This is a genomic window from Pseudarthrobacter sulfonivorans, assembly GCF_014712225.1.
Taxonomy (GTDB): Bacteria; Actinomycetota; Actinomycetes; order Actinomycetales; family Micrococcaceae; genus Arthrobacter; species Arthrobacter sulfonivorans.
In genome coordinates this window covers 262,918-288,998 of record NZ_JACXBW010000001.1, presented here as the reverse complement: position 1 = coordinate 288,998, position 26,081 = coordinate 262,918, and the positions used below count along the sequence as shown (strand labels likewise).

The 26,081-nt window shown below is 64.7% G+C and carries 23 protein-coding genes; 9 read left to right on the top strand and 14 right to left on the bottom strand.

Annotation, left to right across the window (positions count from 1 at the left end; all coding sequences use genetic code 11):
• Nucleotides 1-82 precede the first annotated feature (82 nt).
• The gene (locus IAQ70_RS01370; RefSeq protein WP_190987504.1) at nt 83-1,222 is read left to right on the top strand and encodes a hypothetical protein; all 1,140 of its coding nucleotides are present in this window, start codon (nt 83-85) and stop codon (nt 1,220-1,222) included.
• Between the two features lie 552 nt (nt 1,223-1,774).
• Here the strand turns inward: IAQ70_RS01370 and IAQ70_RS01365 are convergent.
• From IAQ70_RS01365 to IAQ70_RS01355, 3 genes are all read right to left on the bottom strand, one after another.
• Nucleotides 1,775-2,443 carry a hypothetical protein gene (locus IAQ70_RS01365; protein ID WP_091420562.1) on the bottom strand — a complete coding sequence of 223 codons (669 nt, stop codon included), beginning with the start codon at nt 2,441-2,443 and terminating at the stop codon, nt 1,775-1,777.
• 21 nt (nt 2,444-2,464) lie between these two features.
• Nucleotides 2,465-3,178, bottom strand: a complete 714-nt coding sequence (locus tag IAQ70_RS01360; protein ID WP_190987503.1) for a hypothetical protein — start codon at nt 3,176-3,178, stop codon at nt 2,465-2,467.
• 837 nt (nt 3,179-4,015) lie between these two features.
• The gene (locus IAQ70_RS01355; protein ID WP_190987502.1) at nt 4,016-6,556 is read right to left on the bottom strand and encodes a polysaccharide pyruvyl transferase family protein; all 2,541 of its coding nucleotides are present in this window, start codon (nt 6,554-6,556) and stop codon (nt 4,016-4,018) included.
• A 108-nt stretch (nt 6,557-6,664) separates the two neighbouring features.
• Between IAQ70_RS01355 and IAQ70_RS01350 the strand changes: the two genes are divergently transcribed.
• From IAQ70_RS01350 to IAQ70_RS01335, 4 genes are all read left to right on the top strand, one after another.
• Nucleotides 6,665-7,855, top strand: coding sequence for an SLC13 family permease (locus IAQ70_RS01350; protein WP_190987501.1), 1,191 nt, complete (start codon nt 6,665-6,667; stop codon nt 7,853-7,855).
• 169 nt (nt 7,856-8,024) lie between these two features.
• The gene (locus tag IAQ70_RS01345) at nt 8,025-8,351 is read left to right on the top strand and encodes an ArsR/SmtB family transcription factor (RefSeq protein WP_190987500.1); all 327 of its coding nucleotides are present in this window, start codon (nt 8,025-8,027) and stop codon (nt 8,349-8,351) included.
• Nucleotides 8,348-9,184: a cation diffusion facilitator family transporter gene (locus IAQ70_RS01340; protein WP_190987499.1), complete on the top strand. Its 837-nt coding sequence runs from the start codon at nt 8,348-8,350 to the stop codon at nt 9,182-9,184. Before IAQ70_RS01345 ends, IAQ70_RS01340 begins: the two co-directional genes overlap by 4 nt.
• Nucleotides 9,185-9,462: 278 nt before the next feature.
• Entirely contained in the window at nt 9,463-10,056 is a 594-nt protein-coding gene (locus IAQ70_RS01335) for a hypothetical protein (protein WP_190987498.1), read from the top strand.
• An 18-nt stretch (nt 10,057-10,074) separates the two neighbouring features.
• Here the strand turns inward: IAQ70_RS01335 and nhaA are convergent, their stop codons facing one another.
• The 4 genes from nhaA to IAQ70_RS01315 form a co-directional block, all read right to left on the bottom strand.
• A complete protein-coding gene (gene nhaA / locus IAQ70_RS01330) occupies nt 10,075-11,418 on the bottom strand; it encodes a Na+/H+ antiporter NhaA (protein ID WP_190987497.1) in 1,344 nt (447 codons plus the stop codon).
• Nucleotides 11,419-11,908: 490 nt separating this feature from the next.
• Entirely contained in the window at nt 11,909-12,085 is a 177-nt protein-coding gene (locus IAQ70_RS01325) for a CsbD family protein (protein ID WP_190987496.1), read from the bottom strand.
• Between the two features lie 103 nt (nt 12,086-12,188).
• A complete protein-coding gene (locus tag IAQ70_RS01320; RefSeq protein WP_190987495.1) occupies nt 12,189-13,421 on the bottom strand; it encodes an amidohydrolase in 1,233 nt (410 codons plus the stop codon).
• A 111-nt stretch (nt 13,422-13,532) separates the two neighbouring features.
• Nucleotides 13,533-13,970, bottom strand: coding sequence for a DUF1003 domain-containing protein (locus tag IAQ70_RS01315; protein WP_190987494.1), 438 nt, complete (start codon nt 13,968-13,970; stop codon nt 13,533-13,535).
• A 102-nt stretch (nt 13,971-14,072) separates the two neighbouring features.
• Between IAQ70_RS01315 and IAQ70_RS01310 the strand changes: the two genes are divergently transcribed.
• Complete coding sequence (locus IAQ70_RS01310; protein WP_190987493.1) at nt 14,073-14,933, top strand: SGNH/GDSL hydrolase family protein; 861 nt, start codon at nt 14,073-14,075, stop codon at nt 14,931-14,933.
• Between the two features lie 24 nt (nt 14,934-14,957).
• Here IAQ70_RS01310 and IAQ70_RS01305 read toward each other — a convergent pair whose 3' ends face one another.
• From IAQ70_RS01305 to IAQ70_RS01295, 3 genes are all read right to left on the bottom strand, one after another.
• On the bottom strand, nt 14,958-15,695 hold the full coding sequence (locus IAQ70_RS01305) for a hypothetical protein (RefSeq protein ID WP_190987492.1): 738 nt from the start codon (nt 15,693-15,695) through the stop codon (nt 14,958-14,960).
• Nucleotides 15,696-15,762: 67 nt separating this feature from the next.
• Nucleotides 15,763-16,287: a hypothetical protein gene (locus IAQ70_RS01300; RefSeq protein WP_190987491.1), complete on the bottom strand. Its 525-nt coding sequence runs from the start codon at nt 16,285-16,287 to the stop codon at nt 15,763-15,765.
• Between the two features lies 1 nt (nt 16,288).
• Nucleotides 16,289-16,585: a hypothetical protein gene (locus tag IAQ70_RS01295; RefSeq protein ID WP_190987490.1), complete on the bottom strand. Its 297-nt coding sequence runs from the start codon at nt 16,583-16,585 to the stop codon at nt 16,289-16,291.
• A 237-nt stretch (nt 16,586-16,822) separates the two neighbouring features.
• Here IAQ70_RS01295 and IAQ70_RS01290 point away from each other — a divergent pair, with 237 nt between their 5' ends.
• Complete coding sequence (locus IAQ70_RS01290) at nt 16,823-17,638, top strand: MBL fold metallo-hydrolase (protein WP_190987489.1); 816 nt, start codon at nt 16,823-16,825, stop codon at nt 17,636-17,638.
• Nucleotides 17,639-17,799: 161 nt separating this feature from the next.
• Here IAQ70_RS01290 and IAQ70_RS01285 read toward each other — a convergent pair whose 3' ends face one another.
• From IAQ70_RS01285 to IAQ70_RS01275, 3 genes are all read right to left on the bottom strand, one after another.
• Entirely contained in the window at nt 17,800-19,215 is a 1,416-nt protein-coding gene (locus IAQ70_RS01285) for an MFS transporter (RefSeq protein WP_190987488.1), read from the bottom strand.
• Nucleotides 19,208-19,645, bottom strand: a complete 438-nt coding sequence (locus IAQ70_RS01280; RefSeq protein ID WP_190987487.1) for a MarR family winged helix-turn-helix transcriptional regulator — start codon at nt 19,643-19,645, stop codon at nt 19,208-19,210. Before IAQ70_RS01280 ends, IAQ70_RS01285 begins: the two co-directional genes overlap by 8 nt.
• Before the next feature lie 86 nt (nt 19,646-19,731).
• Nucleotides 19,732-20,640: a hypothetical protein gene (locus IAQ70_RS01275; protein WP_190987486.1), complete on the bottom strand. Its 909-nt coding sequence runs from the start codon at nt 20,638-20,640 to the stop codon at nt 19,732-19,734.
• 254 nt (nt 20,641-20,894) lie between these two features.
• Between IAQ70_RS01275 and IAQ70_RS01270 the strand changes: the two genes are divergently transcribed.
• Both IAQ70_RS01270 and IAQ70_RS01265 read left to right on the top strand, forming a co-directional pair.
• Nucleotides 20,895-21,038: a hypothetical protein gene (locus tag IAQ70_RS01270; RefSeq protein WP_190987485.1), complete on the top strand. Its 144-nt coding sequence runs from the start codon at nt 20,895-20,897 to the stop codon at nt 21,036-21,038.
• A 628-nt stretch (nt 21,039-21,666) separates the two neighbouring features.
• Nucleotides 21,667-22,953 carry a MinD/ParA family ATP-binding protein gene (locus IAQ70_RS01265; protein WP_190987484.1) on the top strand — a complete coding sequence of 429 codons (1,287 nt, stop codon included), beginning with the start codon at nt 21,667-21,669 and terminating at the stop codon, nt 22,951-22,953.
• Between the two features lie 164 nt (nt 22,954-23,117).
• On the opposite strand, the gene IAQ70_RS01260 is transcribed toward IAQ70_RS01265, so the two are convergent.
• On the bottom strand, nt 23,118-25,889 hold the full coding sequence (locus tag IAQ70_RS01260; RefSeq protein ID WP_190987483.1) for a fibronectin type III domain-containing protein: 2,772 nt from the start codon (nt 25,887-25,889) through the stop codon (nt 23,118-23,120).
• Nucleotides 25,890-26,081 lie beyond the last annotated feature (192 nt).

Below are 26,081 nucleotides of genomic sequence, written 5' to 3'. Positions count from 1 at the left end.
GGGCGGTGGCGGCGCTACAACGACACACGCCGTACCTCATGCAATGCGCCGCTCCGGCGGCTCGGCGCGGGAGGATTGGACTGTGACTGCCAGCCAGCCAGGGAATGCCGCGTCTGTGGCGCTGTCCACGGCGTCGAACTCGTTATCGCAACTCGTCACACGCATCCTTGAGCAGTTGGCGCTCAGCGCCTGGCTCCCGGCCGCGGCACTCACGCTGCTGGTCACCTTCATAATGCGGGTGGGTGATGTCCTGGGAGGCCGCGACACCCTGGCGAGCGAAGGGGAGCCAGTCCGACTTGACCCGGGCGCAGTGATCTCATCGGCGTTGGAACAGATGGCAAACATCAGCATCGGCGGGGCTGTGCTGCTGGTAATGACCGTGGTCGTTGTGACGATGGTTACTCAGGCGTTCACATTCGAGTCGATCAGACTACTCGAGGGCTACTGGGGCGTATGGAGACCAGTTGAACGGGTTGCGCAAGCGCGGGCGAAACATTGGCGGAACGTCAGGAAGCGACTCGTTAAACGTCAGAGACGGCTGACCAAGCGAGCCTGGAAGAGAGCGAAGTTTCGCATTGCGGCGGAAGACGACTATACGAACGCCATGGTCCAGGCGCTCGGCGCCCAGGTGCTCGGAGGGGAAGCGCCATCAACGCTGAACGACGCACAGGTTGCTCTTGTCGACTCGACTGACTGGTGGCGCTACGCGCCATCCGACTTGCGCAGGCGGCATGTCAATGTAGAGAAGGCGCTGGATGATTTTCCGCACTCCAAGCACATAATGCCAACCCGGCTAGGCAATGTGCTGCGTCGCTTCGAGAATGATACTGGCTACGAGACAGTTCAGGACCTCGTAGACCGCTCATTCCACCTTCTGCCACCATCATTGCAATCGTCGCACGACGAGCAGCGTGGACGACTAGACCTATACTGCTCCATGTTTCTGGTGGCAGTATCGTCCGGACTCATTGCTGCCATCCGATTCAACTCGACGCACGCGATCTACACTGTTGTATCGGTGATCGTCGCTTCCGTGGCGGCATTGAGTCTTTACCGGGCCGCGGTCGCAAGCGCGCGATACTACGGGTCTCTCCTCGTTGCTATCGCGGAGTTCGTGCGCGAGGCGGAGTCGCAATCGTTTGGCCATGAGGCGCCTGCCCAGGTAGGTAGAAGTTGGCTCGCGAAATTGCGACGCAAGACGCCTAACGGGCAGAGCCCTTGAGGGGAACCATCATCTCGCCTTTGTGCTTCGGGCATTCTGGGCTTCGGGATTCTCGAAGCTTCACGGTCTTATCCCGCGGGCAGACCCAGACGTGCTCGCCCTTCTGGGCCCCGGGTACACGGCGGTCGTTCATTGGTCCATGATGCTCCTCAAGCGGCGATGTGTAAACGCCAGCACCCCCGGCGCACTCAGACTGCGGTCGCGGGGTGCGGTGCGGCATGGCCACGGAGGGTGAGTCACCGACACCCGCACCGTCGATGTCCTCTCGACCGGACGGGACATGTCCACGACCCACGCCCCTGCCCACAGCAACTACAGGACGGGGGCGCGGGCCGCGCCTTACGGCTGTACTGAGGGAAGTGAAGAAGCTGCAGCGTCGACACAACCAGGGCAGAGCATGGGACTCAGTACCAGCGGGTGCGCTCCGCACGGGCAGGCGTACTTTCGACGAAGAGAAGCACCGGGCCAGCAAATGTGTAGCGGTGAAGGATCCTCATATGAACTGACTCTCCCGCTGGCCAACGGTCCGACGCCGTCAGGTGCCACCGCCTCTCAGACGGAGTAGCCGGGGTGCGTGGCGAAGGCGCCGTCGATCACGACGTTCGCTCTCTGTCGCGCGAGCTCTCGCAGCGCGCTCGTCGTGCGAGCCCCCTGCGCGTAGTACCACCACAGGTATAGCGCGCCGTACATCCACGCTCCGTTGTAGGCCCAGGTGGAGTCCGCGCCGTCCTTGCCCTCGCCGAACGTGGAGCCCTTGGGGAACTTCGCGTTGTGCGAGAGTGCGTCGTGCCGCGACTCGTGGAGTAGCGTTTCGGCGCGCCCGGGTACATGCTTCTGGTAGAAGAAGCTCGAGTAGAGCTCGACCGTTCCACCAGAGTTGTACGCGACGTACGACCCGTTCGAGCACTTGGCGCGCAGGTTGTCGATGTGCTCGCGGACGTAGCGCCGCGCCCAGTTCAGACACGCGCCGGCATAGTCGTCGTTGAGGTAGTCGCTCGCGGAGTAGGTGAGGGCGTAGCAGCCGTTGAACGCTCGGGCGAGGGGCAGGTCGGTGTTACAGCAGTCCTCCCACCCGAACCCGCCTGTCCAAAAGCTCTTGTTGCCCTCGAACCGGTATGTGGCCCAGAAGTAGTCGACGTATACCTGGCTGCAGATCGATGAGCCATAGAACGCATCGCCCGATGCCGTCTTGTCGGGAACAGTCGCGTCGCAGATCGCCATGATTATCTCCTTCTTCCTGGGTCACTCGCCATACGGGGCAGGCGTGCGGCCGCGCGGCGGGTCGATGAGTTTGGGATCGTGCTGCTCGGCCTCCTCGACCGGGATCCGGCGCAGCTCGGCGATCCAGCCATCGCCGCGCTCCTGGAGAATCGACCGCGCGCGCTGGACGGCGTCATCGCGGCCGCTATCCGCGATCGCGAACCACGCGGCGCGGCGCATTGCAACGTAGTCGGACGAGGCGATCGTCTCAAGCAGGGTCTCGGTCGTATCGACGTCGCGTCGCAGCAGCCTCGCGAGCCCCTCGATCGCGGTGGTTCGCAGTATGACCTCTTCGGTCACGGTGCTCAGCCCGTGTCCGGGGTCTTCGGACTGCTCCTCCGGGATAGGCCGACGCACCAACTCAGCAAGGTAGTCGCCAGCGACGGGATGCTCCAGGTCGATCGCGAGCTGCACGAGCGCCCAGCGCTCGATGTACGCGGACTCGTTCAACGCGTCCAGGGTCTTGAAGACGAGAATGACGAATTCCTCGTCGTCCCGCTGCCCTCGCAACGCCTCGTGGTAGGTCTCATCGGCGCTGGAACCGCTCGCGGTCATGACAGCGACGATGTCTGTGAGTCGGCGATACAAACGATCGTCGCCCGAGACGTCGGGGAAGGTCCTCCGCTCACGGATGTTCAGCTCGTCGCTGAACTCTCCCATGTCGCCGCCCAGTCGTGGAGTGTCGTTGTACGGCATCGCACAGTCCCTTCGTCATTCGCCTGAAAGAGGGCGGCCACAGTGGAACACTTGGAATTCCCCATAGACACCTGACATGCATCAGCGCACCTATGACGTCCCTGTCCCGTGGATCCTGAGTCTAGACCCAGGGTTCCATGCGCGGCTAGAGGTGCGACGGGTCTCGCCCGCCGCGGAATTTTCACGTCAACCGACTCAGCCGGGTTGCACTGCGGCTGGTTGCCCGGAGCGTTTGAAGTCATCTGCATGAGCGGAGAAGGCGGACTATTTCTGAACTCTCAATAACGAAGGGTTTCCAGAACACTGCGAATTGAGGAAGCCGCCGTCTGCCTCCGGCCACCAGACTGCGTTGCTTGGAGTGCCTGGGCCAGTGCTAGGTCCATTCGATAGGTATTTTGGCCATCACCAACGCCCTTTGGTTGGCCGCGGGTGTCCGGTCAATCTAGCGGGACCCAGCCAGCAGCCCCTTGCCCGGGTGCGGCCACGAGGGGGAGGCAATAACGCCGCAGTAACGACGGAGGGGTGAACTGATACAGGACCCGATGCTGTCCAGGCGAAGATCCCAGGCGAGACTCGGCTATGACTGGGGAGGAAGGCACAAGGACCATGCTTGAAGACGAAGTCATTGTGGCAAGCTGGCCTGCAGCGAGGACAGTAGGCCCGTTTTCCTGGGAAGGAAGTCTCCTTTTAGGCACTGAACACCTTGTCTTTGCGCCTATAGAGCTGCGACGGCCGTCCACAGGGCCCTTGCGGACTACCAGGGCGACATTTAGCGCCGCAAAAAAACGCCATTTAGCGCCCACATTCACAGGCGGGGGCTCCAGTTGCTCCGAACGGCTACCGCGTTAGACGCGCCGCCAGGCGCTTGGCGGCTGCCAGGGACGGCTTCCGCCTGAGCAGCTTTTGGCCGGCCTGCGAGAGCACCGCAAGTCCCTGGCTAAGGGGGTCCGGCCGTCCTGTCCGCTGGCTAAGCTCACCCTCGAGCCAGTCCCTGTGCTGGGCAAGGTTGCCGATGGCCATCTCGTTGCTGGCGTTCAGGCGGGCTGCCTCCTGGCTTTCGGCCTGTTCCAGAATCAGCGAGAAGCTGCTGTTCACCACGGGAAGCGGGGCGGGAGTCACCGGCGTGGATGCGCCGTCGAGGACAGCGGCAACGGAATCCCACCAGCTGGTGTGGAACGCCTCCAGCTTTTCCCCCTGCTGCTGAAGGTGGTTCCTTATCTCTGCCCGTTGGCCAATGACGGAGTTGACCCACTTGGTGTCGCCGCCGTCAGCGAGGTGGCGCAGTGAACGCAGGAGCGGCCGCAGGCCCCAGTTTTCCAGTGCTCCGCCGATCCGCACTTCACCGTAGTAGTCCACGGCGACCGGCAGGACGGGGACGCCGGCGGACAACCCAAAAATCACGGGATGGTAGCGGCTGGAGATGATGAGTTCCGCGTTGGCCGTCAGTGCTGCCGTTTCCCCGGCGGGCCGCTGGTCAAGCACCCGGATGTTCGGCGCTTTGGAGAGTCGTGCAATAGCGGCGTGGCACTCCTGGTCCCCGTCCTGTGCTCCGAGCGTTGATACATGGGGGAGAAGCAGGATGGGAAGCTGCAGCTGCTCATAGGCGAGGTCCAGCAGGCGTGCCATGTGCCGGTGGTAGTCGTTGCTCGGCATGGCGCCCGACCCCGGCGCGAACGTGGCGGCAATGTACCCGGCCGTCGGCCTGTCCGAAGCGTCCAATTCCACCCCGTGGGCGAAAAAGGCTGCGTCGTCCAGGACCTGCACCGTCTCCACATCCAGCGATGACAGCAGGTTGTACGTGTGCCGTTCACGGGCACCCACCGCACCGCACAGGCGCAGGGCTTCCGCTGCCTCTGCACTGTCCGGACCTGTGAGGACCGGACCCACTGTCTGTCCTGACACCACCACTTTGAGGCCCATCGAATGCGCCACCCGGATGGCCGCCAGACGTTCAGTGAGCAGGCCGCCGTATTGCGATGTGAGATTGCCGCCGCCGGCCAGCAGCAGGGTGCCGCAGCCCTTGAACGCTTCCTGGAAGGTCCGGACCACGTCCGCGGCACGCTCCGTGGCCGGCCCGCCGTCGAGAAGATGCTTGATCTCCTGCAGGAGCTGGTGCCTGGTGAAGGGGTTCGTTGGAACCTCCGGCCGTTTCGCAGCAGGCAGGCCATACAGCTGCGATGCCTGCTCAACATCGTGCGTCAGGACCACGAAGTTCCCGTAGCCGCGCTTCCGGAGCTCCGCGATGGCCGCGTGTGCCATCGCCTCATCGCCCACATGGTATTCGTGCTGGCCGACGTCACCGAAGATGGCAACGCCTTGGTCCTTGCCGAGGCTCGCTGCGGAATGTACGACGCCGTGCTGCCGCGGCATTTGGAGCTCCAGGGAGCGCTGGCGCTCTTCGCGCCGTTCCCGCAGGCGCCGCCTGGCCGAGCGGAAGGCCCGGAGGGGGAGCGGCTGGGAGGTGGCCCACACAGTGCGCTGCAGCTGGTGGACATCATCCATCAGCCGGGCAAGCTTCGCAGTCCCTTCGGACTGCTGGTGGCCGATCGCCTCCATCCGGTGATGAAGGCGCCCCGTTTCGGCTGCGAGAAGTTCACGCTGATACAGCAGGGGGCCGAGCCCGAATTCCTGGGCGTGCTCGCGGACCAGGCGGTCCCGGATTTTCAGGGAATAGAGCTGGTGCTCCTCGGTGCGGGCGATGAAGCTGTTCGCCTCGCTGCTGAGGGCGGAACGGCGCTGGTTCCAGAAGGCCAAGGGCCTGCCCTTGATAAGGCCGATGTGGTGGTGCACAAGGAAGCGGAGGTGGAATTCCCAGTCGCCCACCACCGGAAGGTTTTCGTCGAACCCGCCCAGTTCGTCGAACACCGAGCGGCGGAAGAGGAAGGAGATGGGGACGAACCGGTTGTAGTGGAGCAGATCCACCAACGTAATGCCCCGCAGGTCCGGTTCAAAGGTGACCCGGTCTTCAACCTCCCGGCCCTCGGGGGTCAGACGTTCGAAGACAATCTCCGTTTCGACGCTCACCCCGCCGTCGCCCGGGTGCGCTTCGAGGTAAGTGACAGTGGTGGCCAGGAACTCCGGGTCCCACTCATCGTCATCGTCGTGGACAGCGATGAACTCAGAGTCCACGGCCCGGATACCAAGGTTGGAGGCGGCCTCCATGCCGACACTGGTCTCGTTGTCCAGGCGTACCAGCCTGTCTTCGAGCCGTGCCAGCCGCGGTTCCAGGGCCTCATCCACCTGTGCCGGGCTTCCGCCGTCGTTAACGAGGACGATTTGCCAGTCGCTGAACGTCTGGGCAAGGACACTGTCCAAAGCCCGGCCGAGGAGCCGCCCCCGGTCCTTGGTACGAATGATGACAGCGACGCGGGAACGCAAGGTGGATCTCCTCGAATGGCTTGCAGGCTTGGCTTCTCCATAGTAGGCGCAGACCACGTTGAGGCCGTAGTCGCGGTTGGACATACGGGTGCGGACTAGAATCCGTGCATGCGGTTGGCGATCATTGGAGCGGTGCTGCTGGCGGCTGGCGCCGTGGCAGTTTTCACCGGGACGCTGCCCCCGGCCGATCTGGCCGCGCTGGTTGACCGGGTGGCTCCCATCCTGTTGTTTGTGGTCGCGATGACCGTGGTGACGGAGCTGGCGAGTGAGGCGGGCGTCTTTCTGTGGACTGCACGCCGGTTGCGGCACTGGGGCCGCGGATACAGCGTTGTCTTGATGCTGCTCCTGGCGGTGTTCGCAACGTTGAGCACCATCTTCCTGTCGCTGGACACGACGGCGGTGCTGCTGACCCCGGTGGTGGTGGGCGTGACCCGGCAGGCCGGCTTGCCGCCGCTTCCTTTTGCCCTGATGACGGTGTGGCTGGCCAACACCGCGAGTCTCCTGCTGCCCATTTCCAATCTGACCAACCTGCTGGCGCAGCACAGCCTGGGCGGCCTCAGTCCTGCCGGCTTTGCGGCTCTGATGTGGGCGCCGTCCCTCGCCGCGGTTCTGGTGCCGTTGGTATTCATTGGCATCGTCTTCCGCCGCGATCTGCGCAAGCGCTATTCACGGATCCCGGTCGGGCGGATCAGGCCGGATGCGGAAGCCGGGAGCTCGACGGCGGCGACGGACCGGGTCCTCCTCGGCGGCACCGCCGTCGTACTGTTGCTGCTGCTGCCCGCTCTGGTGTCCGGGGTCCCGGTCTGGATCCCCTCCGTCGCTGCCGCCCTCGTGCTGGGCGTGGTGTTCGCGCTCCGGCGGCCCCGTGTCCTCAAGGTGCAGCTGGTTCCGTGGTCCCTGCTGCTGTTCGCCTCCGGACTCTTTGTGGTGATGGAAACCGCCCGGCACCTGGGCGCCTCAGCCATCGTGGGCCAGCTCGCCGGGCAAGGCCAGGGCTTACCGGAGCTGCTGCGGCTGGCCGTCACGGGTGCGGTCGGCTCCAATGTGCTGAACAATCTGCCGGCCTACCTGCTGGCCGAACCCCTGGCCCGGACGCCGCAGCGCATGGCGGCCCTGCTGATCGGGGTCAATGCCGGCCCGCTCATCACGCCGTGGGCATCGCTGGCCACGCTGCTCTGGCACGACCGGCTGGTGCGGATGAACGTCCTGATCACCTGGCGGGGCTACGCCCTCTTCGGCCTGATCGTCGCGCCTGTGACCGTGCTCGCGGCGGTCCTGGCCCTGGCGGCCGCCGGGTAGTCAGTCTCCGGCTGGTGGGTCGGCGGTTCGTTGTGGGCTGCGCCGCAACTCATCATTCATGCCGTCCGTATCTCCGCGCAGCTCTCCGCGCAGCTCTGCGCGCAGCTATCCGCGCAGCGGCGCAAAGTACAAGATTGCATGAATACATTCATGGATGTACCTTGGCCGCATGGAAACCCTCACCCAAGCACCCGTGCTGGCCAGGTTTGGCTATGCGGTCTCGGACCCGACCCGCGCCCGGGTACTCCTGTCACTCTCGGAGGCGCCGTCGTATCCGTCGGATCTGGCTGATTCCCTCGGAGTGTCGAGGCAGAGCATGTCCAATCACTTAACGTGCCTGCGCGGCTGCGGCCTGGTCGTTGCGGTTCCCGATGGGCGGCGGAGCCGTTATGAGCTGGCAGATGCCCGGCTTGGCCACGCCATCAAGGACCTGCTTGGTGTAGTCCTTGCGGTGGACCCCGCGTGCTGCGCCCCGGACGGAGAGTGCTTCGTATGACCGCGCTGACCCACGCACCAAGTTTGGATCGCCGCGCGGTCTTGATCCGGAGGATCAGACTGTTCGCTGCTGCGACCATCACCTACAACGTCATCGAGGCTGTTGTGGCGCTCTGGGCCGGCGGGGTTGCCGACTCCTCAGCGCTGATCGGCTTCGGCCTGGACTCGGTCATTGAGGTGACGTCCGCCTTGGCGCTGTCCTGGCAGTTCTCTGCCAAGGATCCCGAGCGACGTGAGCGCCTGACGTTGAGGATCATCGCCATTTCCTTCTTCGCCCTCGCCGCGTTCGTGACCGTAGACGCCCTCCGGTCACTCACGGGCGCGGGAGAGGCCCAGCACTCGACGCCAGGGATCGTGATCGCTGCCCTGAGCCTGGCGATCATGCCCGCCCTGTCCTGGGCGCAGCGCCGCGCCGGACGGGAACTCGGCTCCAGGACCGCCGTGGCGGATTCGAAGCAGACGCTGCTCTGCACATACCTCTCGGCCGTTTTGTTGGTTGGCTTGGTGCTTAACAGCACTCTGGGCTGGTGGTGGGCCGATGCCGGCGCGGCACTGATCATTGCCGGAATCGCCGTCCGGGAAGGCATCAACGCCTGGCGCGGTGAGGCCTGCTGCGCCACGCCGCACACCGCCGGCGGTCACAATCACGCGGAAGAGGACGATGACTGCTGCGCGCCCGTCGACAAGACCTCCACAGCATCTGCCCCTGTGGTGATCGAAATTGCCCGGACTGCCGGTAAGGAGCCTGCGGGTTCCTGCTGTGCCGGGTGCAAAGCCGACGAGCTGGCTGCACCTGTCGCCGTTGGCCGTGGAACGAAGCCGGCCGACCGATGAGCGCAGCTGTTTCCGCCCGAAGGTCCGGGCCGCAATCTGGATTCTCCTCGCGGCCCTCGTCGGCGCCGGGGTGACCTGGTACGTCGCCGTCACTGCCACCAAGCCGGCTCCAGCCGCCCCGCCGGCAACTGCTCGACGAGGCCGCGCGTTAGAGCCGTAACCGCCGTCCGTTCAGCCGGTACCGGGAGAACGGACCCTGTCGCCGGTGCTCAGAATAAGGACAGAATAGGACAGCCCGGCAACTATCCGCGGAACCGCTCACGAGAAGGATGTGCCTCATGCTCAGCCTGCAGGACATAGACAACATCGTCCTCAACGGAGGCGTCGTTGTGGACGTCGCCGGTGAGAAAATCGGCTCCGTGGAACAGATCTTCACCAGCGGGGATTCCGGGGAGCCGGTATTCGTCACCGTGCGGACGGGGCTGTTCGGCATGTCCGAATCCTTCGCCCCGCTCTCGGGCGCCAGCCTCGAGGAATCCGTGATCAGGGTCGCGTTCGCGAAGGACACGGTGAAAAACGGCCCCCGCATCGACAGTGACCGCGGCGCGATCACGGAGACGCAGGAACAGGAACTCTACAGCTACTACGGGCTCTACCCGGGCGCTTCCGAGGAAGGTTCGGCCACGGGAGCAGGCCGGGACGAGGCCCCGGCGGCAGCCGGGGAAACTGTGCCGCAGACTACGGCCGCTGCCGCGGCTAATGACGGACGGAACGACGGCGGCGAATGGCCCGCGGGGCCGCCGCACCCGCTGCCTCACGGCGGTCCGCCGCCCCCGCACCCGCTGCCTCACGGCGGCCCGCCACCCGTGCCGCCGCACCTGCACAGTCACGTGCCCCCGCACCCGCATCCCGGTCCCGGTCCGCACCACTGATCCGGGCCCCGGGTCAGGTCAGGAGCGGTGGTCTTCCTCGTAGACGTCAGGGACGCCGTCGCGGTCTGTGTCGAAGGCCTCTTCCGCCTCCACGGCACGGTACTGGCGGTTACGGGTGACCAGCACGGCCGACGCCAGGAGGGCGGCCAGCAGCGACGCGGCGAGGATCCCCACCTTGGCGTGGTCATCGTGGACGCTGCCCTGTCCGAAGCTCAGCTCCGCCACGAGGAGCGAGACCGTGAAGCCGATCCCGGCCAGGAGGGACACCCCGAACACATCAATCCACTTCAGGGACTTGTCCAGCGACGCCCGGGTGGCCTTGGTCAGGAGCCAGGTGGTGCCAAGGATCCCGGCCGGTTTGCCCAGTACCAGGGCCACGATGATGCCGATGGCCACGGGGTCGGTCACCGCCGCGATCAGGCCGTCCCAGCCGCCCACGGCCACTCCGGCGGAGAAGAAGGCAAAGACCGGGACCGCGATGCCTGCGGAAATCGGCCGGAACCTGTGTTCGAAGATCTCGGCGAGGCCGGGACCCGCGGAGGGGCCGCCGCCGGCAGCGGACCGGATCACCGGGATGGCGAACCCCAGCAGCACGCCGGCGACAGTGGCATGGATGCCGGAGGCGTGCACCAACCCCCACGTGAGCACGCCCAAGGGGAGAAGGATCAGCCACGCCGCGGCAGGCTTCGTGCCGAAGAACCGGCGGCACTTCTGGGCCAGGAAGGTATATGCCGCCAGCGGAATGAGGGCCAGCAGCAGCGGCCCGGCCTGGATATCGCTGGAATAGAACACCGCGATAATGCTGATGGCCAGCAGGTCATCCACCACGGCCAACGTCAGCAGGAAGATCCGCAGCGCACTGGGCAGGTGGGAACCGATGATCGCCAACACAGCTACGGCGAAAGCGATGTCCGTTGCCGTCGGGATGGCCCAGCCCCGCAAAGTCCCGGGACTGGTGAGATTGATCAGCGCATAGATAACCGCAGGCACTGCGACGCCTCCGACGGCGGCTGCGACGGGCACCACGGACTTGCTGAATTGGCGAAGGTCGCCGGCCACGAACTCACGTTTGAGTTCCAGCCCGACGAGGAAGAAGAAGATGGCCAGCAGTCCGTCGGCAGCCCAGGATCCCAGGCTCAGTTCCAGATGCCAGGGCTCGTACCCGATGCGGACGTCGCGCAACGCGAAGTAGCTGCCGGAAAGCGGTGAATTTGCCCAGACCAGGGCGATAGCCGCTGCGGCGACAAGCAGGATGCCGCCAACGGTTTCCTTCCGCAGGATGGCGCCGATGCGCAGCACTTCGCCGTAGCTTCCCCGTCCCAGGACGGAGGAACGCGGAGGAAGGGAGGGATTCTTGCCCATGAAGGTGTCCTAAACAGTGGGTCGACAAAGAACATGCCGACCAGACTTCCCGGCTCACCTCCTGCCAGTCTACCCGCCCGCATTCCTGTGCCCGGCTGTCTCCTGGTGCGTAGTGGGGCTGCAAAAATTGAGTACTGGTTACTCGTGAATCGCGTCGGCCTATTCGATTTACTTAAGCTGCCGGCGGGGCTTTCAGGGTTGGTAGCCACTGGGGTCACCGCCGGCACCATTGCCGCTTTACCTTAGACGGTCAGCGCGCCGGCCTTTCGCGACGCGGCCGGGAACGGAGGGGGTCACATGCGAGTCAGACTTTCAACCGGGGACGCCATAGATCCCCTGGATTGCCCCCACCAGTTTGTTGGCCGTTGCGATGCGTGCTCGGCTGCGCCCGGGCCTGCGTACTCCACCGAACCGCGGGCCGCGATCCAGACGTGGAACGCGGAAGGGCACCGCCCCATCATGGAGCGGCGCCCTTCCATCTGATCCGGAGTCAGTCTTTCTTGAAAGCGTCTTTGACCTTCTCGCCGGCTTGCTTCAGGTCCGACTTGGCCTGGTCAGTCTTACCCTCCGCCTGCAGGCTCTCGTCACCGGTGGCTTTCCCGGCGGCTTCCTTGCCCTTGCCACCCAGCTTCTCTGCGGCGTTTTCGATCTTGTCATCCAAACCCATGGTGTACTCCTACGGTTTGTTGCTGCTGCCGGCTGTCTGCCGGCAGGTCACTTTTTCATCTTAACCACACCAGCGCCAGCAGCGCCACGGCAGTGCTCATGGCCTAAGCATCCTTGGCTAAGTAGGACATCGCGGCAACAACCTGGGCCTGCACGCCCAGGGACAGCGTCGGATCCAGCACCGGCGCGAAGAAGGGGGAGTGGTTCCCGGGGATGTCCTGGGAAACCGTCCCGCGTTCGACGGCGGCGCGGTACTTTTCCGGGTCGTGGCCGCCCAGGAGCCAGAAGGTGTACGGGACGCCGAAGGCGTCCGGGATGCGGCTGAAATCCTCCGACGCGGTCTGCGGCGTGGCAGCGAGCACGGCGCCCGGGCCGAAGTGCCGGGTGAAGGCCGCCGTGATTTTCTCCGTGACGGCGGCGTCGTTACTGGTCAGCGGGAACTGGTCGTAGTACTCGAACCCGGGTTCCTGCGGAGATCCGGCTGTGGCGCACTCGCCCCGGACGATCCGCTCGATCGCGGCGAGCACCGCGGACCGGACCTGGTTGTCGTAGGTGCGGATGTTCAGCAGCAGTGTGGCGCGGTCCGGGATGATGTTCGATTTCGTCCCCGCATTCAGCGCCCCGACGGTGACCACCGCGAAGTCCCCGGGCTTCGTCTCGCGGGCCACAATGGTCTGCAGCCGCAGCACGATCGAGGACGCCAGCACCACCGGGTCCACCGACATATGCGGCATGGACCCGTGCGCGCCCTTGCCGTACACCGTGATCTTCAGCGAATCCCCGGCGGACAGGACCGGCCCGGCCGTGGTGGCCAGCGTTCCCGCCGCGATGGGCATCACGTGCTGGGAAAGCGCGACGTCGGGCCGCGGCACCTTGGTGACCAGGCCGTCGTCGACCATTGCCCGGGAACCCGCGCCGATCTCCTCGGCCGGTTGGAACAGCGCGATGTAGGTCCCGGACCAGGCCCCGCGGCCGTCCGCCATCAGCTTGGCGGCCCCGAGCAGCGTGCTGACGTGCACGTCGTGCCCGCAGGCGTGCATCACCCCTTCCACCTCCGAGGAGTAGGGGAGCCCCGTGGCTTCAGTGACGGGGAGCGCGTCCATGTCCGCGCGCGCCAGGACCGTGGGGCCGTCGCCGTTCGGGAGGACGCCGACGACGCCGGTGCCTCCCAGGTGCGTGACGTCATAGCCGAACGAGGTGAGTTTCTCCCCGACCAGGCGGGAGGTCTGCTGCTCCTCAAGGCTCAGCTCGGGATGTTGATGGAGGTGGGTGTAGAAGTCCCGGACCCAGCCGAGTTCCGCGTCAAGGCCTGCCAACACTGTCTCGTAGCCGCTCATACGAATCACTCTCCGAGGAGTCGGGGCGCGCCCGGGCCGGCCAGACGCAACTGGCATGATCAGCTTAAACCCGGACGCGGCAGGATGTGATTCGTTCGGAATGGCGTTCTCTCAGGGGCCTGACCGGCCCTCGACGTTGACGTTCGTCAGAGCCGCCGTTTTCTTCAATTCCTGCAGTATCTCCAGCTGCTCACGGTTAATGCTTATGAGAAGTTCGATCTCTTCCTTTGCCCTGATGTTGGTGTCGAAGTCGTGCTGGGCCATGGCCGCGGCGATGGCGTCCTGTCGCTTGGCGGCGATGAGGAGAATGGCGCCTTGGAGGCCTGCCAACATGGAAAGCAACAGGTTCAGGAGGATGTAAGGGTATGGATCCCATGCCCTGGTGGCCAGCGCCCAGCTGTTGATGGCGGCCCAGATGATCATGAAGCCTATGAAACTCCCCACGAAGGGCCAGCTTCCCATCCCGTTCCGCATGATGTCGGCGGCGCGTTGACCTTTGGTCAAGGAAGCTTTGTGTTTGTCGTGCCAGGTGTTCCTTTGATCAGTCATCACTCAGATTAAGCCCGGGCCGGGCCTGCCCGGGCCGGGGCAGCCGGTGCCCCAGGGCGGATACTGCCTTCACGGGGCGGTGGGTCCTGCGGGGCCAGTAAGATGTGCCGGGTGACGAGAAACGGCGGGAGACCCAGGCTGACAAGGCAGGAGTGGCTCAAATACGGTGCCCTCTTTGTGCTGGCGGTGGCTGCTTTCGGCGTGGCAGCTCTTGCCCTGACGAATCCGCGGGGCGCAGGCGAACCCGCCAGCCCGCTGCCCGCCCGCTCTGCCGCGGCGCCAACTGCTGCTGCATCCGCGGCCCCGACACCAACGCCCGCGGCCACTGCTTCCGGGACTGCCACTGCGGCTGCCTCCCGGCTGCGGATTGAGCTTCCCGCCAAGCCCGTGTTCCTTATTCTTGGCGATTCGTACACCGCCGGGACGGGTGCAGACCGGGAGGACCAGGGGTGGGCGTACGTTGTTGCCCGCGCCCTCGGGTACCCCACCAACATCGACGGTGTGGGCGGCACCGGTTTCGCGTGGGGCGGAGGTCCGCAGGACGACCGCGGACTGGAGTACGAAGTACGGCTGCGCGAAATCTCCCGGAACCCGCGCTTCGTCCCCAACGTCCTCATTCTTCAGGGCGGCCAGAACGACTCGGAGCTGAACAACCCCGACGAACTCAAGACCGCCACGGCGCAGACCATCGACGCGGCCCGCAGGTTCTGGCCCGGCGTCCAGGTGCTTGTTCTTGGGCCCTCCGCCCCGCAGCCCCTCGCGGAGGAACTGCGCGGCGCGAACACGGCCGTCCGCGCCGGGGCCGCAGCGGCCAACGCCCCGTTCATCGACGCCTACGAGGCCGGCTGGTTCACGCGTGCCAACAGCCCGGGATTCGATGCTGACGGAGCGCACCCGAACACCGCCGGCCACGCTTATCTTGCGGACAAGTTCCTGGCGGCCTGGGCCGCTCTGACGAAATGAGCCGCACAGCGCAACCGGGGCCAATTACACGGAGCCGCCACCGGATACGGCGCCCGATAACCATTGCGCAACCATCAGTACGCACGGAAATGTCGCGGGAAAGGCCAGCAGGAAGTCGTTAAGGCCCATGACAACGGCACAGCCTAAGTGAAAGATGAAAGCGCAGGCCAACACCGCTATGACCAGCCAATGCGGGCCGAAAAGCAACAACACAAACGCTGATTCGAACAACATCACCGCCCAGCCGAGAATGAGGCTGCTCCGCGGAATGCGGTCCAACGCCAGCGCCACCGCGCGCAGTCCATACGTCTGGGTATGAATAATTCCCGTCATGGCCGATCCGTTTCGCCAGAGCGGCGAAGCGAGCTTGGACACCCCGGACGTAAGATACGCCAGTATTACCTGCCCTCCTATGAAAGCCACGGCAAACTGGATTCGCTGCGGCGAACTGACGGGCGCGGCGGCGAGGAGCACCACCACAAGCGTCAACGTTGTCAGTTGTTCCGCGCCGTCGCCGCCAATGATGCGCCGCTGGGCCATTGCCAGCCGGGCCGACAAGGCAAGTACCAGGCCCACAACGCCCGTTGCACCCCATGGACCGGCCAGTATCAGGGCGAGGCAGCCTGCAGCACCGATGCCCAGGACAGCCATCTCGCGGCCGCCGAGGATCCGGAGAAGGCGGCTTGGCTTCCAGTGAAGGCCCTGTACACCGTCGAGGTGGAACACGCCCGCCGTCGAAAACGTCCTGCGCGCCGCGAACATTTCCCAATTGCCGACCAATGCGGCACCGGCGGCCAGGCGGCTCGTCAGGTCCAGGGCCTGCGCCGGGTCAAGGATCAAGGCGATGCACTTCTGACACGTACTCAACAGTCAGTTTCTGTTGGGGCGGGAACCCCTCGCTAGTGACAACAGCGAACTGACGATGGGTGGCCCCCGGTTCCACCCTCTGCCGGGCAACCCAGCCCAGCAAGCCCACATACGGGGTGCAGACGATGAGCGCCTCCGGGTTCTCCTTGAGACGGAAACGGCTGCGCCGGAGGCCGTTGACAAGGTCAATGGACGCCTTGCGTTCAAATCGTCCGGGGTTCCAAATCCACCGCATCCGTGCGTCCGGAGGCGCGACGGTTAGGGGACGCCACCCTCCCCAGGTGCCCGATGCCTGGTCACGGTAGACGACATGGACGTCCTCGTGGGCGGGATTGGGCGCAAAAAACGTCCAGCGGGGAAGCAGGCCAAGCACATCGTTTTGAACTACCCTCTGCCACCAGGGCAACGACGCCTGATTCAGGATGCTGGCCAGCATCCAGCAGGCGAGGAATGCACCTACGGCTGCTGTCCATACGGTCTCGGCCACATCAGCCTTGATTAAGACCCTGAACGATCTGTCCTCGGAGTTCAACCAGTTCGCCGATCGAGGCCGTGTGGTCCAGCTGTGAGGCCAGTTCCCGGATCTGGACTATAAGCTCCCGATCATGGTCTGACAGATCGAACAGTGGGTGGTGTATGTCTGGTGTGGCTGCTGCCTGTTCTTCAGTGATATGCGTCTTGAAAACATCGGATATGCCCAAGCCGCGGGACTGCGCCTTGGTAATAAGGGAGTCGATTTGAGCGAGCTGGCTGATCTCGAGGCTTCCCGAGGGCTCCTTGTTCATTTCCCACACCTTTCCACACCGTCCGATGGGTGAGAACTGGATATTCCGGCTCTCCCAACAAATGGTCCGGATCTCTCCGGTGCATGTCAACAGGCGCGAGCCGGGGCTTCGGCCCTGGCCGGGGGAGCGCCGCCGCCGGGCGTCCCGCACCCGTCCAGCCTCCCTGAAACCCGGGGGTCCCGTGGGTAGAATCGAGGCCAGAAGAACGCAACGTGCATCCGGAGGTACGGAGTAACAATGTCAGAATGGCTCGAAGTCGGCGCGGATACTTACGTGCTGGTCACCGAAGGTTCGCTGCTGAATACCGGCCTGGTGATTGGCTCGGAGCGGGCCATGGTGGTGGACACCGGCTGCGGGCCGCGGCAGGGGCGCGAGATCCTGGCCGCGGTGCGGGAGAAGACGGAGCTGCCACTCGTCGTCGTCAATACCCACGCGCACTACGACCATTTCTTCGGCAACGCCGTGTTCGCTTCCGACGGCGTGACCGAGTTCTGGGCGCACGAGAACTGTGCCCGCGAGATCGACAGCCATGGGGACCTGCAGCGCCGCTTTGTGGGAACGCTGGAGCCGGAGATGTCCACCGGTGAAGGCGAGAACGTGGAGCTGGTGGTGCCCAACGCCATCGTCAGGGACCAGCCCGTGCTGGTGGACCTCGGCGGGCTCACCGTCACCCTCTTCCATCTGGGCCGCGGCCATACTGACGGCGACCTGCTGGTGGGCACCCCCACCACCCTGTTCGCGGGCGACCTCGTGGAGCAGGGCGCGCACCCGTCCTTCGAGGACTCCTATCCGGAGGAATGGGCCGACTCCCTGCGGCACATCTCAGCCCTGCGCCACCGCTACGAATTCCTCATCCCCGGCCACGGCCAGCCCTGCACGGACCAGTTCGTCAAGACCATGGCCAACACCATGACCACCGCGGTCCGGCAGGCCCAGCGTTCCATCCGCGAAGCACCCTCGGACGCCACCAAGGCCATCCCTGTGCTGCCCTACGGCCCGGAACAGTCGCGCTGGTTCATCAAGCGGCTGCAGGAAACGCGTCCGCTCCACTAACAGCAACGGGGGCCCATGCCCGCAGGGTTCCCCGGCCGAGCTTGCGAGGCTAGGGTGCGGGTGGGGAGGGTCACTCCCGGCCCGATAACGAGGGATTATTGGGCATGGAGCGACCCCCCCGTTGGTCGTTGGGCGGGCGGCGCGGGATCAGTCGCGGAGGATCAGTCGCGGAGGGCCCCGGCCGGCGCAGCCGGTGTCCGGCGGAAACGCGTAATCAGGGCGTGGACGAGCAAGGCCAGGAACACCGCAGTGCAAAGCAGCGCGCCGATTTCAAGTGTCGCGCTGATGCCGCGCCCCGTGGGGTGAAGATCCGGCGCCATGTTGGCCGCGAGCACCGCGCCGGAGACGGCGGTGCCGAACGAGCTTCCCACGGTCCGCAGGACCTGGTTAAAGCTCACGGAACTGCCCAGTTCATCGTTGGCCACGCTGCGGGCGATCAGCGCCGGCATGGCGGCATAGCTCGCACCCATGCCCAGGCCCAGGGCCAGCATTCCGACCAGGATTTCCCATAGCTGGCTGTGCGCAAACCAGAGCAGCATCCCGGCCGCCGCGATGATTCCGGCGCCGATCGGAAGCAGCGTGGTCAGCCGGACCCGGTGCGCGAGGCGGCGGACCAGGCGGTTTGCGCTGAAGCTTCCCACCGACAGGGGGAACATCACGAAGCCGGCCCAGAATACGGGCAGGGCGATACCGTAGCCGGTGGAGGCGGGAGCCTGGGCGATGAGGCTGGAAATGGAGAGGCCGATGTACATCGCGGCGCCCAGCCCGATCGCGGTGCTGTTGGCCAGGAGCACTTCCCCGTTCCGGAGGACCCGGAGGTTGATCAGCGGGTTCCGGCTGCGCAGTTCTGCCAGGACCCAGGCCGCAAGCAGTGCCGCGGCCACGATGAACGCGCCGATGGTCAGCGGCGAGTTCCAGCCCCAGTTGGGGCCTTCGCTGATGCCCAGGAGAAGGACACCCAGGCCGAGGCCCAGCAGGCCTGCGCCGGTGTAATCGAACGGCACCCGCGGGGCGCGCTCATCAGGTCCGGCCGGCACTACGCGGAAGACGACGATGATGGCCGTGACCACAAACAGTGCGGCAAACCAGAAGGCGAACCGGAAGTCGAACGTTCCGGCGATGATTCCCGTCAGCGGGTAGCCGATCCCCAGGCCCGTTGCGACCGTCACCGACAGGCTTGAAATGGCGAACCGCACTTTGTCGGCGGCGACGTAGCGGCGGGCCAGGGCGATGGTCACCGGAACGATTCCGTAGGTCAGGCCCTGGAGCGCCCGGCCGATCAGGAAGACCGTGAAGTTGGGCGCCAGCGCGGCGATGACGGACCCGAGCAGGATGACCAGCAGCGCCCACAGCAGGAGCTTCTTCTTGTGCGGCCCGTCGCTGAGCCGGCCCATCACGGGGGTTGCGACCGCGCCGACTAGGAGGTTGATCGTGAGCATCCACTGCGCCGTGCCCACCGACACGTCCATTTCGCGGGAGATGGTGGGCACCAGCAGCATGCCCAGCGAGCTCACAATGGCGGTGGACAGCGCGGCGTAGACCAGCGCCGGGACCAGGGGTGAACGCGTTTCAGTCATTGGCCGGCTCCGCTCCAAGCTTCCGGATCACGGGAATGGCCGCCGCCAGGGATTTCCGCTCGTCCGGACTCAGCCGCTCGGTGACGGCCCGGTCAAGCCAGCCCTGACCGGCGGAGGATTCCCGGGCCAGCTTCTGCCTGCCCGCCGGGGTGATCTCAATCCAGGCCCGGCGCCTGTCGTCGGCGTCGGGGGCGCGCTCCACAAACCCCAGTCCTTCCAGCTCACGCACGGCGAGCGAAATGGCCTGGGGGCTGACCCGGACGACAACGGCAAGTTCCGTCGTCGTCGCCCTCCCGCGCTCCGCAAGATGACGAAGCACGCCGATTTTGCCCGGCGAGATGGTGCGCTCGGCGTTGAGCTGCCGGAGCAGCGGGTGCAGGGCTTCGAAGAGGGAGTGCGTGAGCGCTTGGTCGCCCGATACGTCGGTCATCCCTCAATTGTACAAGCAGATTGATCAAGTTGCTTGAGTATATGGGGGTGAGCTTGCCCATGTCCGGCTACGGGAGGCTCGGTTCGCTAGATGGTGCCCTCCCGGAAGGAAGCGATCATCGCCTCAACCTTCTTGTGCTCGTCGGACGCCGCGTAGGCCTGCGCTTCGGCAATCGTGTTGAAGTCGCCGCTGGCGATGAAGAGAACCGTGCGGTGGGTAATGCCGTTGGTGGCCACCACCCCCGTTTCCACCAGGCCCAGTCCGTACATCAGCCGCGGCACCAGGGCAGCGGGCGGCGGGCCCGCGTTCATGCTGAGGGACGTGACCACCCGGACGTTGTCCGGCCATTGGTTCTCCGCGCGGTCCTCCGGGAACTCCGTCAGGTCCACCGCCATGGACCGCACCACGAACGCGCCGGACTTCGACAGCTGCACCACCCCGTCCACATCACCGAGGTGAACGGCGGGACGTTCCACACACGGGCACTCAGCACCCCACGCCACCAGGATGGTCAGCGACGCCAGCACCGTTCCGTCGGCGCCCAGCACCGACACCGCCCCGGAACCCGGCGCGCCTCCCGTCGCGGAGTCCTGCACGGTCCAGTCGGAGGGGTGGTCAAAGGTGTACTTCACGTCAGCGGACGTCCCCGAAAAGCTGGAAAGCGCGACGGCGGTGCTGCCGCCGTCGGGCGTTGAACCGGGCGTTGGGCCGGACGTTGGGTCCGGGGCCGGAACGGTCGTCGGATCGGGCGCGGACGTTTGGTCCGGGGCCGGAGCGGAAGTCGGATCGGGCCCGGACGTTGGGCCCGCCGGGGACGGGTAGGGATCGGAGGGGTTCGCGGGCGCCGGAGTTGGCGGCGGTGCGGAGGCCTGGCTGGTGTCCTGCGTCCCGGTCGTGGGTGCCGGCACGGGAAGGCCGCCGCACGAGGTGAGGGCGAGGACCCCGGACAGCGCGGCGGAGAGGAGCAGCACACGCGACCGATGGTGCCTGTTCAAGGGGACCTCCTCGGATCGCACAAAGCGCTTTCCCTGATAGTAAGGGCACCGGCCCTGTTCCGGGAGGAAGGAAAAGTTTGCAGTTGCGGGAAGTTTTGTTCGTCGGCCGCGAACCGCCAAGACGGCCACAGATCAACGCGGGGCCATTCCCGGCCCATGGAATGCTCCCCGATGGACCGTGACTGACCCCGCGTTGCGCGTCACATTCGGTACGACTTGAGCAAACCTTGAGGCTTCGTTCCTACGATTTTGGCATGGGTAAACATGGGGGGACCTGGACGGTGCGTGAGTCCCGGCGGGAGCTCCGCCGTCGTCGATTGAAGCTGGCTTCGTACGTCCTGCTGGTTGCGTTGGCAGTGGCCACGGCAGCGGTGGTGTTGCTGGCAATGAACCGGTAAACGGGCGCCGTCCCGTCGGGTGGTCATGGGCCGAAGCGGCCTCCAAAGCTCAGTAACCTTTGCATGATTTGTCAACGGCTGTGACTTACGGCTAGCGTGACCCCTGATCGCATGGGGGATCACTGCTAACCGAGGGAGGCCGCATTGGCTCTCATTGACTATGCCCTGGCGCTCTGCGCTCTTCTGGGCACACTGCTGATTCCTTTTTGTGCGATGTACCAAGTGCTCCGCCTCAAGCGGCGCGCGATACGGGTGACCGCCACCGCCACAAGGAGTGACCGCAGCTAGCCATGCCCTATGTTGATATCAACCCGCATAAGGGCCGCCCGAAGTGGCAGGCCTACGCCGTCCTGACCGTCCTGTTGGTGCTCACCGCGTGCGTTGTGGTGGCCGCACTGACCCGCCACTGAGCTCATCTTCTGCCTCAGCGCCTAGACTGGTTGACTGAAACAGTCCGTATATAGTGCCGCAGAACCTTGAGCCGAAGTCCTGGGGGACAGACATGCCCGATCCGGCGGATCACAACGCACATGCCATTGCAGAGGATGCAGGGCAGCCGCAACCGTCCCGACGACGCCGCGACCTCCGCCGCGCCGACGGAGCGCTTTCGGATGCCCAGACAGGAACCATGCCAGCCGTAACTCCCGAGCCTTCCACCACGCCCGACGGCGGCACTCCGGTACCGCGCCGCAGCTCCTGGGCGGAGGCCGCGGCCGCCGCCGACCAAGCCAAACCTGCGGCACACGTTCCGGCGCCCACCCGCCGGCCTGCCAAGCCGCCGGTTACCGCGCAGCCGCAGCAGCGCGCTCAGCAACAGCAGGTACAAGAACCGCAGCCCGCGCAGCCGGAGGAGCGCAGCTCCCTCGCCACCGCGGTGGCGTACGACGCCGACACTGCCGCGCCGCCGTCGTCGTACGTTCCTGAGGAAGCACCCGCGTTCCGGCGCATCCGGCCCACGGCGGCGGATGTGATCGCCGAGGCGCCCATGCCTGACTTCATCAGCTCCCCGGGCCTGTTCGTGAAAGAGCAGAAGCCCCGGCCCGTGGGCGGCCTCCGCGGCGCGATCTACGCGCTGACCGGCGGGGCCTGGAACCTGGGGCCCAGCGCCAAGCAGCGCGACGAGGACGAACTGGCCCGCCGCATCGCCCGCCAGCTGCAGGGCAGCTACAACACGGCGGTGCTGAGCCTCAAGGGTGGCATCGGTAAAACCTCCACCACGGTGGGGGTGGGCCTGACCCTGGCCGAATTCCGCGGCGACGCGCCCTGCGCCATCGACGCCAACCCGGACTCCGGTGACCTCGTGGAGCGTGCCCTGGGCGAGGGGATCTACCAGCAGGCCAGCCCGCGCACCATCACGGACCTGCTCGCGAACATCGAATCGGTGGACTCGCTCACCGCCCTGGCCCGGTACATGCACCACGCCGGGCGGCTGCACCTGATCGCGGGGGAGCAGGACCCGGAGGTCTCCGACTCGCTGACGGCCGCCGAGTACCTGCGGATCCGCAAGCTGATCTCCAACTACTACTCCGTGGCCCTGACCGACTGCGGCACCGGCGTGACCCACAACGCGATGAGCGGGATCCTGCAGTCGGCCGACAACCTGGTGATCGCGGCCGGGTATGCCGTGAGCGGGGCAAAGCGCGCCCGCAGCACCCTGCACTGGCTGGCCAGCCACGGGTACGAGGACCTGGCCCGGAACGCGATTGTGGTGATCACGGACAAGGACGAGGTCTCCTCCCGCGTGGACAAGGACGCCATCGAGGAACACCTCGCCGGGATTTGCCGCCAGCTCATCGCGGTCCCGCACGACCGAGGTGTGGCCGACGGCGACCTGGTCACCCTGGACGTGCTGAAGCCCGAGACCCGGCGGGCCTACAAGGAGATCGCGGCGGCCATCGTGGACGGGTACCGGTAGGTTTCGTCCCCCCAACTAAGTAGCAGCAGATGTCGTTTTGACGCCTCAAAACGACATCTGCTGCTACTTACATTTGCGGGGACTCCAAATAAGCGTGTGGCCCGGAACGAGTTTCCGGGTCCCACACGCTTTTAGTTTGGCTTGTTAGCTTTTAGTTTGGCTTGTTAGTTGGAGCCGAACTTGGTGTTGTAGCGGTACATGAATGCGGCCATGGCGTCGCGGTTGACGGGCTGGAAGGGGCGGTAGCTCTTGGTGTTGCCTGCTTCGTCCCAGCCGGTGGAGATGCCCTGGGCGGCGAGCCAGGTGATCTCTTTGTAGAACTGGGTGCTGCCGGATACGTCAATGAAGGGTGAGGCGGCCGGTTCGGTGAAGGGCGGTTTGCCTGCCAGGCGGTACATGAAGGCTGCCATGGCGTCGCGGTTGACGGGCTGGAGCGGCCGGTAGCTCTTGGTGTTGCCCGGTTCGTCCCAGCCGGTGGAGATGCCCTGGGCGGCGAGCCAGGTGATTTCTTTGTAGAACTGGGTGCCGACAGGCAGGTCGATGAAGGGTGAGACGGCCGGTTCGGTGAAGGCCGGTTTGCCTGCCAGGCGGTACATGAAGGCTGCCATGGCGTCGCGGTTGACGGGCTGCAGCGAGCGGTAGCTTCCGTCATCCCAGCCGGTGGAAATGCCTTTGTCCTTCATCCACGAAATTTCCTTGATGAAGATGCTTCCGTTAACGTCATTGAACGGCATCAGTGTTTTCAATTCCGTAGCCGCGCTAGGGGATGTGAGTGTACCCGTGCCGAGAGCGGATGTGATGTTTGCAGCAATTTGTGCAGTGTAAGACGTGTTTTCCAATAGCTCGGTCAACGTGTAGGTATTGCCCGTCGCTGTAACGGTGCGGTCGGCCATACCCGTCTGCTTGAGGACAATTGTGTAGTCCTTCAAATTTCCTATGACTCCGGAGGGCGCGTCCCACGTGAGGACGGCTGAGTTATGGGTCACCGAGCTGGCTTTGAAAGATGTTGGTGCATTGGGGGCGGAAATGCTCGCCGGCGTTGTGATTGCGGCGCTGACAGCAGCGGAAACTGCCGTCTTTGTTTCGTCTGCTGAAACAGCGTGGGCGACCACTTCCACCGAATAGTTCGTGTTAGCTGTAAGGCCGGTGAAGGTGGTGCTCAAATTCGTAACGGTCCTTGTGCTCAGGGCAGTATTACCGGACCTGAGGGTAACCGTGTAGCCGGTGATGCTGCCCGCCACAGGTGAAGGCGCGGCCCAGGAGGCAGTGATCACGCTGTAAGTAGGAGCGGTTAGTCCCAAAAGACGTGGGGCACCAACGGCGACCGTGTCAGCCGCGTATGGAGTTGTATGCGTGGCGGGCGCCGAACTGGCAGAGGCAAGGTTCTTCCCGTTGAGGGAAGCGGCGTTGGCTTTCACACCAAAGGTGTAGGAAACATTTTCCTGCAGGTCCGAGACGACATAGGTGGTTGCCGTTGTCTTAAATACTCTGTCGGCCTGACCTGCTTGCGTCACGGTTACCGCGTAATCAACAAGCTTCCCCACCACTGTTGCCGGCGCATTCCAGCTAAGGGTCGCGTTCCTGGCTTCCACGTTGATGGGCAGGAGGGTGGGGGCGGTAACAGAAACAGCGTCATCGTTGATTAGCGTGGTGACGTTCCTAGTGACACCGGCACTGGTGCTTTTGTTGGCGCCGTTCTCCGCTGTAATGCTGGCTTGGATTTTCACGCTGTAACGCGTGTTCCCGGTCAGCCCGGGGAAGGTGTGAGCCAGTGATGCCGTTTCGGCGACCACATCAGGCTTTCCAAGAGTTGAGAGGGTCAGCTTGTACGTCAGCCCTTCACCGGTCCTGGTTGTTGGTTCTGCCCAAGTGGCTTTGATGCTGCTGTGGGTGTCACTGACGACTGCGAAGTTGGTTGGATCGGTGACTGCGGCTGCTGAAGAAGGAGCAGTCTTGGTAGTTTTGCTGGCAAAGGCAGATGCCGTGTTGTCCCGCACCTGTGTTTTCGCCGTGACGCTCACTGTGTAGTCAGTGTTGCTGGTGAGGTTAAGGAAGACATAATTCAGGTCCGAGGTTTCAGCGGTCTGAACTACAGCCTTATTTGCCGCCAGGAGTTCAACCCGGTAAGGCAAGACCACGCCATAAGAGGAAAGTGGTGCTGCCCAGGCTGCTGTGACACTGGTGTCAGTGGAACTCAGCATGAGGCTTGAGGGGGCAGTGACACTCGGAAGGTCTTCAAGCGTGGTGACCGCATACGTCCTTGCTGGGGAGACGTGAAGCGTCCCGAGAGCGTCCGTTTTCAGTGCGGCCACTTTCACCGTGTAGGCGGTGCGGTCAGTCAGGCCCGTAAAGGTAACGGTGGGAACAGTGATGCTTTCTGTACGCAGAAGAGTGCCGTCGGCGGAAGACAGTTCAACGCTGTAGCCGTCGACCGGCTCGTCCCATTTAGCTGCCCAGGTGGAGGTAAATTCGAACTTGCCTACGGTGGTAACCGGTTCATTGATGATGGTCAAGTTGGGAACTTCGTATCTGCCGAAGTTCTGCGTAAACCAGCCACGGCCACGATCGTCGATGTAGTAGCCGATTCCAATGTGGGTAAAAGTCCCCAGGATATTCCGCTTGTGACCTTCTGAGCCCATCCAGCCCCCGGTAACGCTACTGGGTGAATAGCCGTAGGCAACGTTTTCAGCGGCGCCCTGCCAGCCCTGAGGAATCTGAGAGGCGTAGTCAGGGTTGTGAACCATGCCCCGGCCGTCGCCCATCACTTGGCTCCAGTTCTGGGCAACAGTGTTCATGGCCGTGTTCAGTTTCAGGGGCGTCAGCCCGGCTTTACTGCGTTCGGCGTTGGTATCACCCAGAATTCGCGCCACCGCCGCGTCGATTTGAGGCTGTGATACGGCCGCCTGGGCTGGCTGCGCTGAAATGGTGGATACCACTGTGCCGCCTCCGGAGGCGAGAATTGCAGCAGTCACCACCAATGCAATATGTCTTGCTAGTTTCACTTGTAGGACCCCTTTTTTGTCACCGCGTGAATAGTGCTGGGAAGGTGAGGCAGCGGGCAGCCATGGCTGAGCATTCGGTGTCCGCGTTGGAGGGAGGCTGTGCCCCTCGATCCGTGGCAGCCCTAA

Bases quoted from the DNA above. Each gene is read 5' to 3' on its own strand.
- IAQ70_RS01315 (WP_190987494.1), bottom strand. From the start codon at position 13,970: ATGACTGATCAAAGGAACACCTGGCACGACAAACACAAAGCTTCCTTG.
- IAQ70_RS01350 (WP_190987501.1), top strand. From the start codon at position 6,665: ATGCGGTTGGCGATCATTGGAGCGGTGCTGCTGGCGGCTGGCGCCGTG.
- nhaA (WP_190987497.1), bottom strand. From the start codon at position 11,418: ATGGGCAAGAATCCCTCCCTTCCTCCGCGTTCCTCCGTCCTGGGACGG.
- IAQ70_RS01335 (WP_190987498.1), top strand. From the start codon at position 9,463: ATGCTCAGCCTGCAGGACATAGACAACATCGTCCTCAACGGAGGCGTC.
- IAQ70_RS01290 (WP_190987489.1), top strand. From the start codon at position 16,823: ATGTCAGAATGGCTCGAAGTCGGCGCGGATACTTACGTGCTGGTCACC.
- IAQ70_RS01360 (WP_190987503.1), bottom strand. From the start codon at position 3,178: ATGCCGTACAACGACACTCCACGACTGGGCGGCGACATGGGAGAGTTC.
- IAQ70_RS01365 (WP_091420562.1), bottom strand. From the start codon at position 2,443: ATGGCGATCTGCGACGCGACTGTTCCCGACAAGACGGCATCGGGCGAT.
- IAQ70_RS01285 (WP_190987488.1), bottom strand. From the start codon at position 19,215: ATGACTGAAACGCGTTCACCCCTGGTCCCGGCGCTGGTCTACGCCGCG.
- IAQ70_RS01270 (WP_190987485.1), top strand. From the start codon at position 20,895: ATGGGTAAACATGGGGGGACCTGGACGGTGCGTGAGTCCCGGCGGGAG.
- IAQ70_RS01320 (WP_190987495.1), bottom strand. From the start codon at position 13,421: ATGAGCGGCTACGAGACAGTGTTGGCAGGCCTTGACGCGGAACTCGGC.
- IAQ70_RS01345 (WP_190987500.1), top strand. From the start codon at position 8,025: ATGGAAACCCTCACCCAAGCACCCGTGCTGGCCAGGTTTGGCTATGCG.
- IAQ70_RS01305 (WP_190987492.1), bottom strand. From the start codon at position 15,695: ATGTTCGCGGCGCGCAGGACGTTTTCGACGGCGGGCGTGTTCCACCTC.
- IAQ70_RS01280 (WP_190987487.1), bottom strand. From the start codon at position 19,645: ATGACCGACGTATCGGGCGACCAAGCGCTCACGCACTCCCTCTTCGAA.
- IAQ70_RS01265 (WP_190987484.1), top strand. From the start codon at position 21,667: ATGCCAGCCGTAACTCCCGAGCCTTCCACCACGCCCGACGGCGGCACT.
- IAQ70_RS01310 (WP_190987493.1), top strand. From the start codon at position 14,073: ATGTGCCGGGTGACGAGAAACGGCGGGAGACCCAGGCTGACAAGGCAG.
- IAQ70_RS01340 (WP_190987499.1), top strand. From the start codon at position 8,348: ATGACCGCGCTGACCCACGCACCAAGTTTGGATCGCCGCGCGGTCTTG.
- IAQ70_RS01295 (WP_190987490.1), bottom strand. From the start codon at position 16,585: ATGAACAAGGAGCCCTCGGGAAGCCTCGAGATCAGCCAGCTCGCTCAA.
- IAQ70_RS01325 (WP_190987496.1), bottom strand. From the start codon at position 12,085: ATGGGTTTGGATGACAAGATCGAAAACGCCGCAGAGAAGCTGGGTGGC.